This is a genomic window from Flavobacterium lacus (assembly GCF_003268815.1).
Classification (GTDB): Bacteria; Bacteroidota; Bacteroidia; order Flavobacteriales; family Flavobacteriaceae; genus Flavobacterium; species Flavobacterium lacus.
The window spans coordinates 246,951-263,595 of the sequence record NZ_QLSV01000001.1 but is presented as its reverse complement, the minus strand read 5'-3'; the positions used below and the strand labels follow the sequence as shown (position 1 = coordinate 263,595).

The following is a 16,645-nucleotide window of genomic DNA, read 5'->3' as shown; positions in this document are numbered from 1 at the left end:
AAATGTATATAAATATACATATATGAATGTATATGTACATAAAAGTATGTATTTATATACATATTAATGTACATATATATAGATGAAAAAGATTTCTATACATATTTAAAAAATAGATATAGAAAAGTTGAGTTTTTAGAAGATATAAATAAAGAAGAAAAAGATATAGATAATTTAACTGGTTCTGATGGTATGCTATTAGAATTGAAAGCCATAAGTAAATTAAAAATAAATGAACACAACAACACAACATAAGACCAGCTACAAAAACTCACCTTTAGGTCTAATTCCGAAGGATTGGGAAGTAAAGAAGATTGGAAAAATAGCTAAAACAACTGCTGGTGGAACTCCATCAACTCACAAATTAGAATATTGGAATGGTGATATAAAATGGATGAGTTCTGGAGATTTAAATTTTAAAAGAATTTATGATGTCAAAGGTAGAATTACAGTAGATGGATTAAAAAATTCTAGTACAAAAGTAATTCCTTCTAATTGTGTATTGATAGGTTTGGCAGGTCAAGGTAAAACAAGGGGAACTGTTGCAATGAATATGGTAGAATTATGCACTAATCAATCAGTTGCTGCTATTTTACCATCAAAAGAATTTTATGAAGATTATTTATATCATAATTTAGATTACAGGTATTTTGAACTACGGCAATTATCTACTGGTGATGGAGGAAGAGGTGGTTTGAATTTGAATATTATTAATTCAATTTCAGTTCCAATCCCACCTTTCCCAGAACAAACGGCCATAGCCAATTGCCTCTCCACATGGGATAAAGCAATTGAAAAACAAAACGCATTAATTGCTCAAAAAGAGCTGGCTAAAAAAGCATTAATGCAGCAGTTATTGTCCGGTAAAAAGAGGTTAAAGGGGTTTAGTGGGGAGTGGAAGGAAGTGAGGTTAGGAGAGATTTCAAAAAATAAAGGAGAATATGGAATTAATGCTGCAGCAGTAGAATTTGATGATAAATTACCAGCTTATATACGAATTACAGATATTGATGATGATGGTAATTTTAGTACAGAAAAGAAAAAGTCTGTTGATGATAAAAAGTCTAAGAATTTTTATTTAAATACAAATGACTTAGTTTTTGCTAGAACAGGAGCAACTGTTGGTAAATCTTACCTGTATAATGAAAATGATGGAGAATTAGTATTTGCTGGATTTTTAATTAGATTTAAAATTGATCCTAAAAAAGCTGATTCTTATTTTATATGGTCTTTTACTAAAACAAAGCTTTATTGGGATTGGGTAACATCTGTAAGTATGAGAAGTGGACAGCCAGGAATAAATAGCCAAGAATATTCCTTGATGAAAATAAATTTACCATCAATAGCAGAACAAACTGCCATTGCCAAAGTATTGCAATGTGCCGATGATGAATTACAATTATTAAAAAAGAAACTAGAACAACTCAAAGAACAGAAAAAAGGGTTGATGCAGGTTTTGTTGACTGGGAAAAAGAGGTTGAAGTTTTAAAGATTAAAATTAATAATATGAATTGGATTTCATATAACATAGATGATATAAATAGTAAATATTTATATAAGTTTCTTTCAGAAGAAAATTTGAAAAAATTTTTAGACACTGGAAATATTTGGTTTTCCAGATCGGATAAGTTTGGAGACAGGATGGAATGCGTAATGATTAAAGATTTAATCAAATCTCCGCCAGACTTCAAAGAAATTGAAGCCAGAAAGCGAAGACACCTAATAAGCTGTTTTCATGAGGGCAATATAGAAACATTAGCATTTTGGGATACATACGCTAAAACAGATAAAGACAGAAGAAAGTATGCTTTAAGATTTAACAGAGAAGATTTGATTAAAATGTTAATTTTAAATAAACAAGCATTAACTTCTTTGTCATCTATTTCAAGACTTGTTCATGGAAGAGTTAGGTATTTAAATTTGATTGGAGCAAGTAATAAAAAGTTAGAATCAAAAACGGTTTCATATACAGCATTTAGAAAAGAATATGTTTTTGCATATGAAAGGGAATATCGTTTTGATATTACTTTAAAAAATGAAACCAATAATCTTGGAGTTAATATTAATATTGGTAATCCTAATGATATTGATTTTGTTATACATGTGAATCCACTATTGGAAAGTGAGGATTATATAGATTGTATTAAAAGAATTGATCAAAAGGGTTTTAAAATAAAGTTTGAAGAATCAACACTTGCAAAGTGGTTGAAACCGGAGTTATGGAAGTAAAAATAACTTAAATAAATTTATATATGAAAGTTTTAGGAATTGAAATAAAAGGAAGAGAAGTTAGAATTGTTGCTCTTGAAAAAAAAGATGATAAAATAATTGATTATACTGGGAATTATAAGCCAATAGAATTGTTGGATGATGAAATTTCAGATAATGTGATTTTATTTAAAAATACACTTTTTGCAACTTTTGATAATTTATCACCTGATGAGATTATTGTAAAGTATAGAAACCCAAAAGGGAAAGGACTTCAGGCTCCCTCCCCAATTTCTTTTAAAATTGAAGGAATAATACAAATTTATAACGATTGTAAAATAAGTATTATCAGCCCAAACACAATTGCAGCATTTTACAAGAAAAACAATTTGGAGTTAAAACCAAATTATGGATACAATCTTGAAGCATTAAAGTTTGCATTTCATCATATTAAGACAAATTAGTTTATGAATATTTCAGAATTAGGACTCGATCCAGAAGTTGAACAATTCTTAAATGATCAAAAAGATTTTAATATTGATAGAGTTTCTCAAGAAGGAGGAAATTGTGATATTTTTTTTGGTGAACACAAAATATTTGAAAGAAGAATAGCTTTAAAAATATATTATGGTAGCACAAAAGATACTACTCATAATGAACCTAAAATTTTGTCAAAATTAGATCATCCAAATATTTTGAAAGTTAGAGACGCAAAAAAAATAGGTTTGTATCATAATTATTTCATGACAGATGAGATTGATGGCGGAGATTTGGAAAAATATTATAAAGCAGGTAAACTTGATTTAAAAAAATCTTTAAATATTATTCATGGAATTTTGGTTGGATTAGGAGAACTTCATAAAGAAAAAGTTCAGATCTTACATCGTGATATAAAACCTAAAAATATTTTAATCAATGAAACAACCGGAGAACCTTTGATTGCAGATTTTGGTTCAATCAAACACTTTAATTCTATTGGTAAAATTGCTGGTTCGAGGACAACAACACTTTATATGCCACCAGAGATAATTAAAGGTGAAAATTATACTACACAATCTGATATATATCAAGTTGGAGTTACAATGTTTCAAATTTTAGGTGGGTTTTTCCCTGATACCTATGCAGAATGGCTAAAACCAAAAGAATTGGAAAAATTGAAATCAATTTCAGGAGCATATGAAGAGTCGGTTTACATTGATAAAGTAATTTTCGGATTAGTATTAAAAGACAAACTTTTAAGATATGATTCATTACCTCAATATATAAACAAACCAATAATCAATATTATAAAAAAAGCAACTCATACTAATTTAAAAATTCGGTATTCGAATACAAGTGAGTTTCTAAATGATTTGATGAAGGTTCAGAGGAAATTAACTAATTGGAAATTTGAAAAAGGTTTATTTAATGCAACAAAAATTTCAGGAGGACAATATAGAATTGTTGAATCAAAAAATAAATTTTCAACAGAAAAATTAGGTGCTTCTTGGAGAAGATTTGGAGATTTTTCAAATGATTTGCAAACTCAAATAGATAAGATTAATAGCTTGAGAAAATAATTTTTTAATGAAAATATATCAAATGTCAAAGATAGCAACACTTGTAAGAAAAAAATTTGAAGAATATTCAACTCCTAATTCAATAATTTCATTTAAAGGAATTAAGCTATGTGATATCCCAAATGAATTAAAAGAAAAATATATTGATTTTCCATTTTGGGTAAATGATAAGATTGATGATAAAATTTTATTTTCTAAGAAATCCAAGCTTCATTTATTAAATGAACTTTCATCATCAGAGGATGATGCAAGAATTATTTCTTACGAATCACTAATTTTAGGTTATAAGTTAGCAAAAGAAATAGGTATAGAATCAGAAATTAAAATTATTGATTTTAGCGTTTTTGAATTTACTCCTAACAACTTGAAATGTGACATTCAAAATATTGAAGATATAAATGAACAAGGTGAAGAGATAGAAGATGAAGATTATAATGAAATTTTTGCTTCTTCTATAGTATTGGATGGAAATACTTTTGTTCAATATTCTGACGGAGAATTATTGAAGAACTCAAATTTTATAGAAATCTTTTCCCCAAAAGAATGGGATTACAATTCAATAAATAAAATTGTAGAAAATGATATAAAGACAAATGATTTTGTATTCAATTTCGAGACAAGAGAATATGTAAAACAAGTCAATGATATTATTGATAATGGACTTTCAGAGGTTACTGTTTTAGTAGATAATGTTCTAAGAACCGATTTGAAGGCACATGAACAATTATCTTATATATTAGATTTTTTTGATAAGCTTGGAGTTAAATACTACTTAAAAAGAATAGTTTTTGATCTTTCAAAGGCAACAAGACCAGAATTGAACGAAATCCTTAAGAAATACTGGAATTCTGATGAGTTTAGAACTTTGAAAATATATTCAGATCCCGATATTTCAAAAGAAACTATTGAAATTAGTCAAGCAGAGGTAGTTGAATCGATAATAGACGAATTTGAAAATGGTAATATTAGAAATAAAAACATTCAAGATATTTTTTTAACAGCTCCAACAGGTGCAGGTAAGTCTTTATTGTTTCAATTGCCCGCAATTTATTTAGGTGAAAGATATAAAACGGTAAGTATTGTAGTCACACCACTAAAAGCTCTTATGGTTGATCAAGTAAATCAGCTAAAAGAAAAAGCTAATTATAATAAAGTTGCATTCATTAATTCGGATATAACAGTTGTTGAAAGAGATGAAATATTGAATGACATCCACAGTGGAGCAATAGACATTGTTTATTTAGCACCAGAATTGCTACTATCTTACGATATTAGTTACTTTTTAGGTAATCGGAAATTAGGTTTATATATTGTTGATGAAGCACATACAGTTACAACTTGGGGAAGGGATTTTAGAGTTGATTATTGGTATTTAGGTTATCATATTAGTAAAGTTAGAAAATACGCTAAAGATGAAAATGGTAAAAATTTAAAGTTTGTTGTTGTTGCAGTAACTGCAACTGCTCCTTATGGTAATGCCCATGATGTAGTTTTTGAAACTTTAAAGAGTTTGCAAATGCATTATGCAAAAAAATATATAGGTTATTCTCGAAGAGAAGATATAACTTTTCAAATTAACCATGTTACTATTGAAGGTAATTTGCAAACTCAAAAAATTAATTTGGCAATTCAAAGAGTTAGAGATTTTGAAGAGAATAAAAGGAAAACAATAGTATACTGTCCGTATACCTCTCAAGTAGATCAATTAAGTAGTAAAGCTTTAGAAAATCAAATAATAGTTTTTCCTTTTCATAGCGGCTTACCGCAAGCAATTCGTGAAAATTCTTATGAAGAGTTTAAATCTAACGAGAGCATAACAATGGTAGCAACAAAAGCTTTTGGTATGGGAATTGACGTTAGCGATATTACTCAAGTATATCATTTAGCACCGACAGGACTATTAACCGATTATATACAAGAAATTGGTCGTTTAGCACGGAAAAAAGATTTGCATGGGATTGCTTCTGTTGATTTTAGTTCTAGAGACTTTCAGTTTATCAATGTCTTGCATGGCTTAAATAGAACTTTTGATTGGCAGCTTCGTGAAGTTATGCGGAGATTATATCGATTTTATGAAGAATCAGGCAAGCAAAACCAATTGATCAACGCAGATGATTTTGCTCATATTTTTTCAGCAGAAGGAGGAGAGCTATTACAAAATGCATTAAAAAATGCCTTGATGCTCATAGAAAAAGATTTAAATATTAAGTATAATCGTATTCCAGTAATAATTGCTAGACCTAAAAATTTGTTTGCCACAGTTTATGCTAGTATTGAAGATGATCAACTACAGGAAATTAAAAATTTATTAGACGAAGATTGTTTTACATTAATAAATTATCAAGGATTAAAGCAGCATAATAAATCAATTGTAATTTTAGAATTAGATAAGATATGGGAACGAAATTTCAGAGAAAAATCTTTTGCAATAATAAAAAGAGATTTCTTTAAAGGAACATTGTTTGAAAATTTTAAACTTGAACCCAAATTAAGGATTAATATAGTTCTTAATGGTTCTCTAGCTGATACTCAGTCTGCATTGCAAGATAATTTTAATAAGATATCTATAGCTTTGACTAATCAGCAAGGTTTTTTTACAAATGAACAGTTCAAATTTTCACTTTTGAGATTAGGTATGGAGAAACAAGTAGCTGAAAGAATTTCTGATTATGTTTTACCAATGTTTAGCCAAAGAGAAAATTTACTAAATTTAACAATGAGACAGGTTGCAGAAAATGCCAACTTTTTGCAATCAAAGAAATTTGATATAGAAATTAAATACAGAGTTGTAGATGGAGCTGTCATTTCAATTGTTTCAAATATTAGAAGAACAATTAATACACAATTTCAATCAGGAAGAGAAATAACAAAATATTTATCAAGAGATTCAGCACAAAAAATTGTATACTCTAAAGTAGGGCAAATTTTAGAGGTTTTTGAACTTGGTACTTATACAGTTTCGGGAGGTGAGAATCCTAAAATATTTGTCCGTATAAATGATCCTTTTAGATTGAGACAGGTAATAAATAGTAATTATCAAAACTTATTGTTAGCAGATGTAAGAAATAGACATTTATCAGGTGTTGCATTGATGGAAGAATTTTTCTCTTCGGAATTATCTTCTGATCAAAGATGGGATTTTATTGAAGATTATTTTTTGGGAATTAAAGTATAAATCATGAACACACCCTCCTTCAAAGAAGACCAAATATCACAAATACCGGCATTGCAATTGTTGCAAAAGTTAGGTTATACGTATCTATCACCGCAAGAAGCTGAAGAACTTCGGAGCAATAAAACAGGTCAAGTTATTTTGGAACCTATTTTAAGAAAGCAATTACATGAAATCAATAGTATTCAGGTAAGTTCATCTAAAATGGCTTTTTTTAGTGATGCCAATATCGAGAATGGTATTCAGGCACTCAAAGATATTCCAATGAATGAAGGATATATTGCAACCTCCAAAAAAGCGTTTGAAATCATTACACTGGGTAAAGCACTTGAACAAAGCATTGATGGAGACAAGAAGAGTTTTACATTGCAATACATCGATTGGAAAAATATACACAACAATGTATTTCATGTGACGGAGGAATACAGTGTGATGCGGGTGGGGAGCAAAGACCATTACAGACCGGATATAGTTCTTTTTGTTAATGGTATTCCATTGTGTATTATAGAATGCAAACGACCGGACATCAAAGAACCTTTGACAGAAGCCATTTCTCAACATACCAGAAACCAAAAAGAGGATGGAATTAGACATCTTTACATTTACAGTCAATTACTCATAAGTCTTGCTTGCTTTCAAGCTAAATATGCAACTACAGATACCAAAGAAGAATTTTGGGCTTCATGGAAAGAAGGTAAAGAAGAAACAGAACAACACATTTTTGATTTAGTCAACCTACCGCTAACAACGGAACAAAAGCAAAAACTTTTTCAAAATAGAAAAATTTGGGAACAGCAAATTATTGAACAAAAGGAGTTAGAAACTATTTCTGTTAGTGAACAAGATCGATACCTTTATTGGTTGTGTCGTCCCGAAAGACTTTTGCAATTAGTTAAGGACTATATTTTGTTTGAAGGTGGCTCTTTTAAAAAAATTGCACGTTATCAGCAATTTTTTGCAATTGAGAAAATCATCAAAAGAATTCAAGTAATTGATGAAGGTAAGAGAGAAGGCGGAGTAGTATGGCATACACAAGGCAGCGGTAAATCACTCACAATGGCAATGCTTGCAAAGAAAATTTATTTGACTGTAAGAAATCCTAAAATTATTCTGGTAACGGATAGAACAGATTTAGATAACCAGATAACAGACACTTTTAAAAATGTAGATGTACCAGTACACAATGCAAAAACCGGAAATCAATTAGTTGAGTTATTGCAAAGTAAAAGTGATGCTGTGGTAACAACAATCATCAATAAGTTTGAAGCTGCTGTTAATCAACTTAGCTCAACCCCTTTGCAAAGCAATAATATTTTTGTTTTAATTGATGAAGGGCATCGTACTCAATACGGAACATTCAATGTGAAAATGGAGAAGGTTTTGCCAAATGCTTGTTTTTTGGCTTTTACTGGAACTCCCTTAATGAAAAAGGAAAAAAACACAGCTCAAAAATTCGGTGGAATTATTGATGCATATACCATTTTGCAAGCCGTTGAAGATGGTGCAATTGTACCCATTATTTATGAAGGAAGACATGCGGTGCAAAATGTTAATCAGAAAGCACTTGACAGGGGATTTGATAGCGTTTCAGAACCTTTGGAAGAGTATCAAAAAGCTGATTTAAAACGAAAGTTCAGCAAAGCCAATCTTATTGCAAAAACAGAACAACGAATTGATGAAATTGCAAGAGATATATCAGATCATTTTACGCATAATTGGGGTGTAGATAAAAGTGGAGAAAGAAGCGGTTTCAAAGGTATGGTTGTCACTCCGGACAAAGCCACAGCAGTTAAATACAAAAAAGCATTTGATTTAATTGGTAAAGTTTCTACGGAAGTAATTATGTCATCACCGGATACAAGAGAAGGAAATGACGATATTCATGGTGAACCAACCAATGAAGTAGTTGCCTTTTGGAAACAAATGGAAGTTAAATATGGCAAAGGATTTGACGAATTTTTAATTGGTCAATTTAAGAAAACAGAATATCCGGAATTACTCATAGTAGTTGACAAATTGCTTACTGGATTTGACGTTCCAAGTGTCGTTGTAATGTATGTGTGCAGAAAACTAAGAGATCATACACTTTTGCAAGCGATTGCAAGAGTTAATCGAGTTATGACTGGAAAAGATTATGGCTTTATTATCGATTATGAGGGAATTATAAGTGAATTAGATGAAGCGATGAATGCTTATTCAGATTTTACTGAGTTTGATGAAGCTGATTTAATGGGTACGTTTACCGACATCAAAAAAGAGATTGCAAACCTGCCGCAATTGCATTCCGATTTGAACAATCTTTTTAAACATGTAAAAAACAAATTCGATATTGTTAGTTATTCCGATGTGTTAACAGATGAAGCGATTAGAGTAGAGTTCTATCAAAAATTCTCTTCGTTTGCAAAATGTTTAAAAATGGCATTGTCATCCATTGAATTTGAAAACAACACTCCCGAAAAAACGAAAGAATTATATGTAAGACATCTTAAATTTTATACTGAATTACGTAATTCAGTTGTCAATACCTATTCGGACTCAGTTGATTTCAAGAGATATGAAAAACAATTGCAAAAATTGTTAGATCAGCATGTAACTACTGAAGAAATAATTCGATTAACGGAGCAAGTTTCCATCTTAGATACTAAGAAATTCGAAGAAGAGCTTGAAAAAGTTGTAGGTACAAGGGCAAAAGCAGAAACTATTGCAAGCAGAACGGCAAGACACATTAATGAACGAATGGATGAAGATCCGATTTTTTATAAAAGATTATCCGAACTAATTCAGGAAACCATTTCAGATTTAAGAGCGATGCGAATTTCTGAAATAGTTGCAATCAATAGATTAAAAGAATTAAGAGATCAGGCTATTACAAAAAAATCGGATGACATACCGGAAGCTATTTTGCAAAATGAAAAAACGATACCATTTTTTAGGCTTGCAAAATCAAATAAAAAAATTGCAGGCGAAAAAGCTATTCCGTTTGCAATAGAAGTAGACAAAATTGTAAAACAATTTTTAATTGTAGATTGGTCAACTAAACCGGACATCATCCGAAAAATGACTTTTTATATTGGAGAGTATTTAATTGACGAGTTAAGAATTTCTATTGAGGAAGCAGATGAAATTGCAGAAAAGTGTATAGAAATCGCCAAGTTAATTTATAAGTAAAATGGTGTATTACATAAATTTTGGATCTAAGAAGATTTTGTATACACTTTTGTATACAAATCGTAAGACATTAGGTATTACAGTCAATCCCGAGATGGAAGTGATTGTAAAAGCCCCAATAAATACGCATGTTGGAACTATAGAAGAGAAAATTCGGAAACGTGCTCCGTGGATCATAAAGCAACAAAATTATTTCCTAACCTTTCATCCAAAACCGAATCAAAAGAAATATGTTACCGGTGAATCTCATTTTTATTTGGGAAGACAATACCGAATTGAAGTGATTGAGAGTGATAAAAATGAAGTAAGCTATAAAGGGAGATTTATTCAAATTGCAACCAAAAATAAATCCAACGCAAAGCAATTGCTAAACGATTGGTACAGACAAAAAGCCAAGCAAAAATTTGATGAAATAGCCACTCCAATAATTGAAAAGTTCAAAAAATATAATGTAGAACCAAAAGGTATTTATATTCAAGAAATGAAAACCAGATGGGGGAGTTGCACCCCAAATGGCAAAATTATTTTGAATCCGGAGTTGATAAAAACTCCGAAGGGTTGCCTTGAGTATGTAATCATCCACGAACTATGTCATTTGGTACATCTTAACCACAATCAAAAGTTTTTTGATTTGCAGGCCAAAGAATGTCCGATGTGGGAGAAGTGGAAGCGGAAGTTGGAGGAGTTTGGGTGAAATTAGAAGCAGTAATTTGTAAAACAGTAAAATAATGGGATTACCAAAGTTTTTTATGGATGATTCAGAATCCATGAAATATGAAGAAACAATTGATTTTTTCTTATCATGGACTTTTAGATGTGCAGATATTGTTTACAAAAAAGAGAATGAAATTGTATACAATTATTCTAAGTTGATTTTACAAAAGCTACTATTAAATTTTAGTATTTCTAATGAATCAATATTTAAAAATATTAAAGTTTGGAAGCAACATTCAAATATTGATTTGTGGGTTGAATTGACAATTGAGGTTGATGGAATTGAACAAAAAGCTGCAATGATAATTGAAAATAAAATGTATTCTTCCATACGAAATGGTCAACTTGAAAACTATAAAGAAATTGCGTTGGAATATTATAAAGATGATGATAGAAAGTTTGAATTTATATTTTTAAGACCTGATTACGAAATTGGTAATAAAACTAGTGAGAAGGCAAAATGTGAAGAATTAGGATATATGTATTTAAATTTAGAAGAATTAAAAGATGCTTTACCAAATAAAAAAACCAAAAATCATTTGTTTGATGAATTTTGGTTTAATTGGTAGTAAATAATAAAATTTAAAATAAAATACTGTTTAAAAATTATGTAAACCACACTGGTAAAAGTGACTTTAGGCTACTTTAATAATTTTAATTTATTAATTAATAATTTTTTTTGTGGTAGTTAATTCATCTTGAGTAAAAATCTTAACTATTAAAACTTGTTTAGCAGTTTCAAGATTTATCTTTATATTTTTTTCATTAACGTTTTTCTTTTCAAATAAAAGTCTGCCTTTTAAATCATATATTGCAATACTTTTGATATCTACATTATCAGAATCAATAACAATGGCTTGATTTTGTTTATAAATAATTATATTGTTTAAAATAGTTGGATTTTGAGTTGATAAAGTAGGTTGATAAACTATTTCAAATCTCGAGTTGAACAAACCGGAATCAGTATTAAAGCTATATGATTCGTTGGATAAATTATGTTCTATGTTTAGCAAATTGTCTTTAAGATAAATCATTTGACCATCAGAAAATAATCCATCAACATTATCAATTTCAATGGTGTAATTTCCTGCAATTTCACTTTTAAATCCTAAAGGTACAATGTCTGATACTTCAAAAGGAGATCTTCCTTGAATGACAAATTCCTCTTCGTCAATCAAAGAACTAATTTTAGTAGGTTCCTCTTGAAGAAAATGACCGTCTATTGCTGGGTCAAATTCGTTTGTTGCATTTGATGAATAGGCAATCATGGTTTGACAAAAGAAACCGTCATTATTTGTCAAATTAAGCCATATTCGACTTTTTTGATCAGCTAATCTGAAAAATTGATTTAAACTATCGGCAACACGCATTGAATTTTTAAATGTTAATCTATTTGAAGTTGCTTTAGCAATAAAACCTTGTCCCGTTTGAATAATACCATTAGGCACAATATCTGAACCACCTAAAGCATTCGCTTTTGTGCCTGTGCCTCCCATATAGGTATAGGTTGCGTAAGATGGGTTGTTTGAATTATTTGTTTTTCTCCAAAAATAAATTGCTTCAGTTAAATTGTTTTCTTCGATAAACAAATCGGCATTGATAGGCGATGGATAAGGATTTCCAATAGCATTATAAGTTCCATCTGTTACGTCTAAATCGAATCTACCATTGTGTGGAACTCCTTCAAATTCTCCGTTCCAAATAGTGGGAACTGTTGGATGATTGTTTGGTATTCTAATTAAATAACCGTTGGCATCAGCAAAGTTAGAAGATGAAGGATTTATTACTTCATAGATATTAGTGTTGGGATTGTAGGTGTAAAATCTATTGGTCACTGTATTTGGTGAAAAAGTGAGTAAATTTTGTGCTTCTACAGGCGATGACCACATAGTATAGTCTAATCGCATCAATTCATTAGAATTTCTTTTTACAACTATATTACCAACATTAGGAAATTCGGTAGAATTTTGAATTAAACTGGCATTGTTATTTAGTGTAAAAGTTCCGGAATTTACTTTTATTGCACCGTTAAGTTTTACGTTAAATCCACTTCCAATTATTACATTGGCACTATTATTTACTGTTAAAACACAACCTTCAAGAGTTTTGTTTGGTTCATCAATATTGTCATCATCTGAAACATTATCGTTTGTAGTAGTATAGTTATGCGAAATAATTACATTACTGCCATACACGGGCTTACCGTTTGTCCATTCACCGTTAGGATTTTCTGCGGTTGATGCCCAAATGGTAGTATCATTACAATAACCATTTGGTCCAAATTCTGTCAACTTGATTTCATCAACCTTGAATGAACCTTGTGTATTTGTATCATATTCAATTTGAAAAGTTCCTACATTTCCAACTAAATTATTTGGTAAAGGTATGTATTGCTCGCTATCTGATTGATACAATTCAATTGATACTGGCAATCCTATTGGAACATTTTCGTGATTAAAGAAAGTTACTTTTAAAGATGGTTGATTTATACTTAAAAGCGTTGCTGCTTCGTAAACATTTATTTTTAAAAAGTTATAATTCTGAGGAAAATACATCAAGCTATGTCTTAATTTTGAAACTCTTGGATTAATTGTTGGAAAAAGTTCAGCCGCTATTTCAGCTTTCCCATTATCTATATCAACATCAATGCTAAATCCACCATTCTTATTCCAACCAGCATCATTCTCATTATCAAAATAGCCACCAAAAACTGTATGAAGTGCAACACCATTAGGATATTCAGAAAGCGTCAGACCATAACGCAAGGCAATACTTCTATTCATATCTGTTAAAGATTCTTTATCACTATTTGGAATTTCAGGAATAGGTTCTCCACCACCAATTCTACTGCGATTGAATCCTGTAGTGAATCTATTTTCATATTGCATAAAATCGTTGTTAATAATTGTGCTTGTTATGTTTGGTAAGTACCATTTAGTTGTATTTTCTTCAGCAGTAATATCAATAATTGTTTCAGCACCAAATTGATGTGTTGTTGGATATGCTACATTTTCATTTCTATTTATTGTACCCCTATACCATAAGCGGACTGCAGAATGCGTACCTCCAATACCAGGAGCACCAACACCTAAGACAGTATTGTTTAATTCTCTATTAAGTAATCCTAAATTATCTACAGGTATACCATCAAACGAAAATGCATCAAGTGTGCCTTCATAATACTCGTCTCTTCTAAAATAATTATCAGCTGATATTACATTAGTTGGAATTTTTATGGAGGTGTCCGAACTAACGTAGTAACATCCACCTATCAGTGTACAAGCTAAACCTTGTCCATTAACACATGGTAAATTTGGAGGTGACGTTGTTGTCCATGATGAGTTTGGCTCTTGCTGAATATCTCCGAAAGATGTCGCAGGATGTGGATCTAGTAAAGTAAATTGATTAACTTTAACTTCAGGAAAATAAGTGGCTAAACGATGTAAAAATTGAAGTGTAAGTATGTTTCCTCTGCTATGTGCAATAAAATGTTTTGGTTTTGCTAGAAGTTGTTCTTTTGTTAATAGAGCTGCTTCACCCCATAGAGCACTAGGAACATTTACTATAGTGGCTAATAAATTATCAGCTGCCGATTCCAAATATCCATTGCTTCCAAAATCGACATTAACTACTAAATTATTTGACAAATCTCTCCAATCATAAACTAATACTATTTCTTTTTTATTGTTCAAAGGATAACCCCAATCAGTAGAATTATTATCAACAAATTCAATTTGCCCATTATCTGGGTTATTTTTAAACATAACACCGCCACCAGCACGTTTGATAATTTCTGCTCCCATTTTTTTAAAATCTTCTGTTGAATCAGTTAATTCTCCAAATGCCTGAAACCCATGAACCAATACTGTAATTCCCGGTTCAGTAGGAAAAAATGAAAAAATACTACTCCAGCGGTTCATTTTATCTTTGTAGCGAACATATATGGTATTTTGAATGTTTGGAATTAATGTTAAATCTCTAATATCAAGAAATGCCTCTCCTGTTTGTTCCACCGGCATAGGTGTTCTATTAGCAAAATCGTCATTTAGCCACCATTCTAGTTCAACTATTTTATTATTGCGATTTTCTATTTCATCAATATTTGTTGATTGAATTACACTCCAATTTCCAATTGCATCTTGAAAACGATAATTAACCATTATGTCAGTTTGCGAAGTGTCACTAATAGGATAATTTAATTCTAAATTTATCTCATTGTTAGCATTTGTGGTAACAGTTTGTGAAGCTGGTGGACTACTAAAATCATTTCCAAACCAATATTCTACTTTAACTATTTGATTATTTTCAAGATTTATGTTGTTCAATGAATTGGTTTGAATACTTGTCCATTGATTATATGCACTTTTGAACCGATAATGAATTTTTTGAGCATTGTTTTCCCAAATAATTGGGATGCTATTTTGTAGATTTCCATTTGCCACAGTTGTCAACAATTGTAGCGTATTGGTTGGATTAAAATTATCATCAAACCAATATTGAACTTTAATTTCATTGTTAACAACAGTGTTTTCTGTTACCAAATTTTGTGTGTAGATAGCACTCCAATTGCCGGCATTATCTCTAAATCGACAATGAAAGAAGTCGTCAAGTTCGTTTGTGCCATTATCAGGAAAAGCGATGTCAAAAATAATTTCATTGTAGAAATTGGTAGTAACTAAAGTAGGAACTCTGCCTGCAAAATTATCACCAAACCAATATTGAGCCTCAATTATTTGTTGTGAATGCCCAATTTGGTAAAGTAGTAATATTGATAAAAAGAATATTTTTTTCATATTCTTAATGTGTTTGTGGAACTACTTTTACATTCAGTTTAAAAGTTTGGTTTTGAGCATCTAGATAGCTGTTGTTTTGTTCGATGTTCGGAATTATTGGTAAAGAGCCAACTTTCCAAGGGTAATCACCACTAAAAATTCCACAACTAGCTGCATTTGGAGATGTTGCTAAAATAGAAGGTAATAATTGAAAATTAAATAAAGGATTAAAACTAAAATCAGTTGCATTTACAAAAAGTGTATTAATAGTTCCGAATCCAATTAAATTGGCTTCTGAAATAATACCACTATCACTATATCCAGTTAGACAGGTCTGTGGAATTATATTATTTACAAAAGTAATGTTTGAACTTACAGATAATAAAAGACAATCTGATGTTTTTCCAAAAATATTATCTTGAACTGTCACATTGTCTAAAGCACCAATAGAATTTGAAATAATGCAGTTTTTAATGGTTGAGTTTTTAGTATAAGCTATATATGGAACAATTGAATTTAAAACATAATTACCTTGTCCTAATTCATAAGTACCTAAATGCAAATTTTCTCTTACAACACAATTTATAAAATATGAATTGTTAATTGTACTGTAATAGGGAGGAACTCCAAGCATATTGCATCTTTTAATTGTAATATTTTCTATAGCTACAGTTGGAATAAAATATTCTGTCAAGTAAAATCCTTCAAAAGTAGAGCCATTTGCACCTGCTCCTAAAGTAAGATTACCACTTATTGTTGTCTTTCCTGTAACATTCTGTCCATCTTGAAAACCAGTTCCTATGATATGAACTTGTTTAGTTATTACTGGTGTATGAGTGAAATACCCTCCTGGCAAATATATTTTATCTCCAGTTTGGGCAATTTCAATAGCTTGTTCTAAAGTATTTGCAATTGTATCTGTTACTGCACCTTTTATGGCTATAAGTCGTTGTTGCGCAAAAGTTGATGAGATAAATAGAATTGTTAAAAGTGTTATAAGCTTTTTCATGACGATATGTTATTTAAATTCTCTCAAACTTCCTACAAAAAAA

11 protein-coding genes are annotated in these 16,645 nt (G+C 30.4%); 9 read left to right on the top strand and 2 right to left on the bottom strand.

Annotated elements, in window-relative coordinates; translation table 11 throughout:
• The first annotated feature begins 66 nt into the window (after window positions 1-66).
• From B0I10_RS01195 to B0I10_RS01155, 9 genes are read left to right on the top strand one after another with little or no spacing between them, the layout of a single operon-like run.
• Window positions 67-255: a hypothetical protein gene (locus B0I10_RS01195; protein ID WP_112084653.1), complete on the top strand. Its 189-nt coding sequence runs from the start codon at window positions 67-69 to the stop codon at window positions 253-255.
• A complete protein-coding gene (locus tag B0I10_RS01190) occupies window positions 233-1,489 on the top strand; it encodes a restriction endonuclease subunit S (RefSeq protein ID WP_112084652.1) in 1,257 nt (418 codons plus the stop codon). The genes B0I10_RS01195 and B0I10_RS01190 overlap by 23 nt, the downstream gene beginning before the upstream one ends.
• Window positions 1,490-1,506: 17 nt before the next feature.
• Window positions 1,507-2,229 (top strand): hypothetical protein, encoded by a 723-nt coding sequence (locus tag B0I10_RS01185; RefSeq protein ID WP_112084651.1) that lies wholly within the window; start codon window positions 1,507-1,509, stop codon window positions 2,227-2,229.
• A gap of 23 nt (window positions 2,230-2,252) precedes the next feature.
• Window positions 2,253-2,672, top strand: a complete 420-nt coding sequence (locus B0I10_RS01180; RefSeq protein WP_112084650.1) for a DUF3010 family protein — start codon at window positions 2,253-2,255, stop codon at window positions 2,670-2,672.
• Between the two features lie 3 nt (window positions 2,673-2,675).
• A complete protein-coding gene (locus B0I10_RS01175) occupies window positions 2,676-3,767 on the top strand; it encodes a protein kinase domain-containing protein (RefSeq protein ID WP_112084649.1) in 1,092 nt (363 codons plus the stop codon).
• A 22-nt stretch (window positions 3,768-3,789) separates the two neighbouring features.
• Entirely contained in the window at window positions 3,790-6,942 is a 3,153-nt protein-coding gene (locus tag B0I10_RS01170) for a helicase-related protein (RefSeq protein WP_181456866.1), read from the top strand.
• Window positions 6,943-6,945: 3 nt separating this feature from the next.
• Window positions 6,946-10,107 carry a type I restriction endonuclease subunit R gene (locus tag B0I10_RS01165; protein WP_112084647.1) on the top strand — a complete coding sequence of 1,054 codons (3,162 nt, stop codon included), beginning with the start codon at window positions 6,946-6,948 and terminating at the stop codon, window positions 10,105-10,107.
• A gap of 1 nt (window position 10,108) precedes the next feature.
• Window positions 10,109-10,801, top strand: coding sequence for a M48 family metallopeptidase (locus B0I10_RS01160; RefSeq protein ID WP_112084646.1), 693 nt, complete (start codon window positions 10,109-10,111; stop codon window positions 10,799-10,801).
• Window positions 10,802-10,835: 34 nt separating this feature from the next.
• Window positions 10,836-11,390 carry a PD-(D/E)XK nuclease family protein gene (locus B0I10_RS01155; RefSeq protein ID WP_112084645.1) on the top strand — a complete coding sequence of 185 codons (555 nt, stop codon included), beginning with the start codon at window positions 10,836-10,838 and terminating at the stop codon, window positions 11,388-11,390.
• Between the two features lie 93 nt (window positions 11,391-11,483).
• Here the strand turns inward: B0I10_RS01155 and B0I10_RS01150 are convergent, their stop codons facing one another.
• Both B0I10_RS01150 and B0I10_RS01145 read right to left on the bottom strand, forming a co-directional pair.
• Window positions 11,484-15,614 carry a T9SS sorting signal type C domain-containing protein gene (locus tag B0I10_RS01150; protein ID WP_112084644.1) on the bottom strand — a complete coding sequence of 1,377 codons (4,131 nt, stop codon included), beginning with the start codon at window positions 15,612-15,614 and terminating at the stop codon, window positions 11,484-11,486.
• Between the two features lie 4 nt (window positions 15,615-15,618).
• Window positions 15,619-16,602, bottom strand: coding sequence for a right-handed parallel beta-helix repeat-containing protein (locus tag B0I10_RS01145; protein ID WP_112084643.1), 984 nt, complete (start codon window positions 16,600-16,602; stop codon window positions 15,619-15,621).
• Window positions 16,603-16,645: the final 43 nt, after the last annotated feature.

Bases quoted from the DNA above. Each gene is read 5' to 3' on its own strand.
- B0I10_RS01170 (WP_181456866.1), top strand. From the start codon at position 3,790: ATGTCAAAGATAGCAACACTTGTAAGAAAAAAATTTGAAGAATATTCA.
- B0I10_RS01150 (WP_112084644.1), bottom strand. From the start codon at position 15,614: ATGAAAAAAATATTCTTTTTATCAATATTACTACTTTACCAAATTGGG.
- B0I10_RS01185 (WP_112084651.1), top strand. From the start codon at position 1,507: ATGAATTGGATTTCATATAACATAGATGATATAAATAGTAAATATTTA.
- B0I10_RS01160 (WP_112084646.1), top strand. From the start codon at position 10,109: ATGGTGTATTACATAAATTTTGGATCTAAGAAGATTTTGTATACACTT.
- B0I10_RS01180 (WP_112084650.1), top strand. From the start codon at position 2,253: ATGAAAGTTTTAGGAATTGAAATAAAAGGAAGAGAAGTTAGAATTGTT.
- B0I10_RS01195 (WP_112084653.1), top strand. From the start codon at position 67: ATGTACATATATATAGATGAAAAAGATTTCTATACATATTTAAAAAAT.
- B0I10_RS01165 (WP_112084647.1), top strand. From the start codon at position 6,946: ATGAACACACCCTCCTTCAAAGAAGACCAAATATCACAAATACCGGCA.
- B0I10_RS01175 (WP_112084649.1), top strand. From the start codon at position 2,676: ATGAATATTTCAGAATTAGGACTCGATCCAGAAGTTGAACAATTCTTA.
- B0I10_RS01190 (WP_112084652.1), top strand. From the start codon at position 233: ATGAACACAACAACACAACATAAGACCAGCTACAAAAACTCACCTTTA.
- B0I10_RS01145 (WP_112084643.1), bottom strand. From the start codon at position 16,602: ATGAAAAAGCTTATAACACTTTTAACAATTCTATTTATCTCATCAACT.
- B0I10_RS01155 (WP_112084645.1), top strand. From the start codon at position 10,836: ATGGGATTACCAAAGTTTTTTATGGATGATTCAGAATCCATGAAATAT.